General features: G+C 64.5%; 1 protein-coding gene and 1 pseudogene. Both read right to left on the bottom strand.

Annotated elements, in window-relative coordinates:
- Window positions 1-291: pseudogene (locus RT424_RS24150) on the bottom strand (hybrid sensor histidine kinase/response regulator); the annotation flags it as partial.
- Between the two features lie 162 nt (window positions 292-453).
- Window positions 454-2,010 (bottom strand): phosphomannomutase, encoded by a 1,557-nt coding sequence (locus tag RT424_RS24145; protein WP_313443397.1) that lies wholly within the window; start codon window positions 2,008-2,010, stop codon window positions 454-456.
- Between the last annotated feature and the right edge of the window lie 110 nt (window positions 2,011-2,120).

Genomic DNA, 2,120 nt, shown 5'->3' with positions numbered 1-2,120 from the left:
CTCGGCCCACAGCTCGCGCGTCGGCATGGCAATGGAGCGCGGGTGCTTGTTGCCTAATGTCGGCCGATACGCGTCGTTGTAGAAGAAATGGATGTCCGGCCCCCAACCGAGCCACATCTCGAATTTCGACGTCAGCAGCAGCCGTAGCGCGACTTTGAGCCCGTCGGGCCAGTCTTCCGGAGGACCAAGTGGCGTTGCTGTCCAATCATGGACACGCAGCAGCCGGGCCATTTCGCTGTCCCCCACAAATATGTCTTCATAGGGTTCTGGTATTTTGGTGTGTTCGGTCAAGCGTGGCTCCAGACGGTTTATACGGAGTTACGCCCGGAAGGTCCTGGTAGCCAGCAGCATCTTCGCTCCCTGCTCTCACGGTCGCTATCTTACAGGCACACGCCCACCTCGCGCCTTATGATCATCGCGATGAAAGGCAAACTGATGCCGCCGGCTTTGGTTTCAATCCGGATGAGAAAGAGGCAACAATTCGTCGCGAAGGATGATCAGCGCGCACCGGCTTAGGTCCTCCGCGGCAGCAGCGGTCGTCGCCTCGGTGTAGCAGCGCAGTTCCGGCGCATTGCCCGACGCGCGCAGATGGATCACGACGCCGCGGTCGAATGTCACGCGCAGACCATCGGTGGTGTCGATCTCTACGACCTGGCCGCCAATCGTACCGAAATAGGTTTCGATGCGCGCCCGTTGCTCCTCGGCCGATCCCTCCCTGAGCCAGACCAGAAGCGCCGCGCTTTGCGCCGGCGCCACATCCGGGAGGCGGTCGCTATGGGTGGCGCGCTGCGGCAGGCTCGCGACCAGTTCCGCGACGCTGCTTCGCTTGGCGGCGGCGAGTACCGAAACGATCGGCAAGACAGCGTCGCGCGTGGGAAGGGCATCCAGCGGATGATCACCGTCGAGCACCGTCGAGCCGAGCAGGACGCCGCCATTGGCCTCATAACCGCAGACGATCGCGCCCGGGTCGGCCGCGATCTCCTCCTGCATGGCGGCGATCACATAGGGTGAACCGATCCGCGTCCGCCGAACCGCGACAAACGCGCCTGAAAGCTCGGCCGCGCTATTGCTGCTCACCGGGGTCACGACGCGGTCCGCGCCAAGCGCGCGAGCGCACAGAAGGGCGGTGATATCGCCGCGAAGCCAGGTCCCCTGCGCGTCGGCGACGAGCGGCCGGTCCGAATCCCCGTCGGTGGACACGATCGCATCGACCGTGTGCTCGCTCGCCCACGCCTGCGCCAGAATGATGTCCTCATCGCGAATGGCTTCGGTGTCGACCGGCACGAAGGTTTCGGATCGGCCGAATGGCAGAACGGTGGCGCCGAGCGCCTCGAGCACGCTCACCAGGACGTCCCGCCCCACCGCGGAATGTTGGTAGACCCCGACTGTCATGCCCTTGAGGGCCTCCGCGCCGAAGAAGCCGAGGTACCGATCGCGATAGGCGCTTATGATCTCGACGGTCGGGGGTAGCGGTTCAGCGCTCAGGAGTGCGCCCGATGCATCGAAAAGGCTGTCGTGGGGTGAGATCCGCTGCTCGAGTATGCCGGCCTCGTCCGACTTGAGGACCTCGCCCGTCGGTCGGTAGAATTTGATCCCGTTCCGATCAGCCGGGATATGGCTTCCCGTCACCATGATCGAGGGCATCTTGCGGCCCAGCGCGTAAAAGGCCAGCGCCGGTGTCGGTACGAGCCCGCAGTTCACCACCACGCCGCCGGCGGCGCGGACCGCCGCCGCACAGGCCTGCACGATCCGCGGTGTGCTGGGACGCAGATCGCCGGCCAGCGCCACGGTCTGGCCAGGGGCGAACTCATCGATCGATCGCAAATACTGGAGGAACGCGCTGGTATAGGCAAAACAGAGCGCGTCGGTCATGGCCGAGACCGGTCCCCTGACGCCGCTCGTGCCGAAGGGAACACCGCTTTGCGTCATGAGAGTGCGCACGCTTTTGAGAGCGGAACCCTCGCTCGGCGGGGAATCGTCCGCCTCCATGTCATTCGGCAATGCGTTCATGGCCCCGCCACTCCCATTCGTTGTCATTGAGCAAATCCATGCCGTCGGGCGCGCGCAGCGCGGCGAGCAGATCGGCTATCTCGATCCTGGCAAAGCTCACCGACGTATCG

It is taken from the genome of Novosphingobium sp., from assembly GCF_032093395.1.
Lineage (GTDB): Bacteria > Pseudomonadota > Alphaproteobacteria > Sphingomonadales > Sphingomonadaceae > Novosphingobium.
The sequence above is the reverse complement of the archived record's forward strand: the minus strand, read 5'-3'. Positions and strand labels throughout refer to the sequence as shown.

Bases quoted from the DNA above. Each gene is read 5' to 3' on its own strand.
- RT424_RS24145 (WP_313443397.1), bottom strand. From the start codon at position 2,010: ATGAACGCATTGCCGAATGACATGGAGGCGGACGATTCCCCGCCGAGC.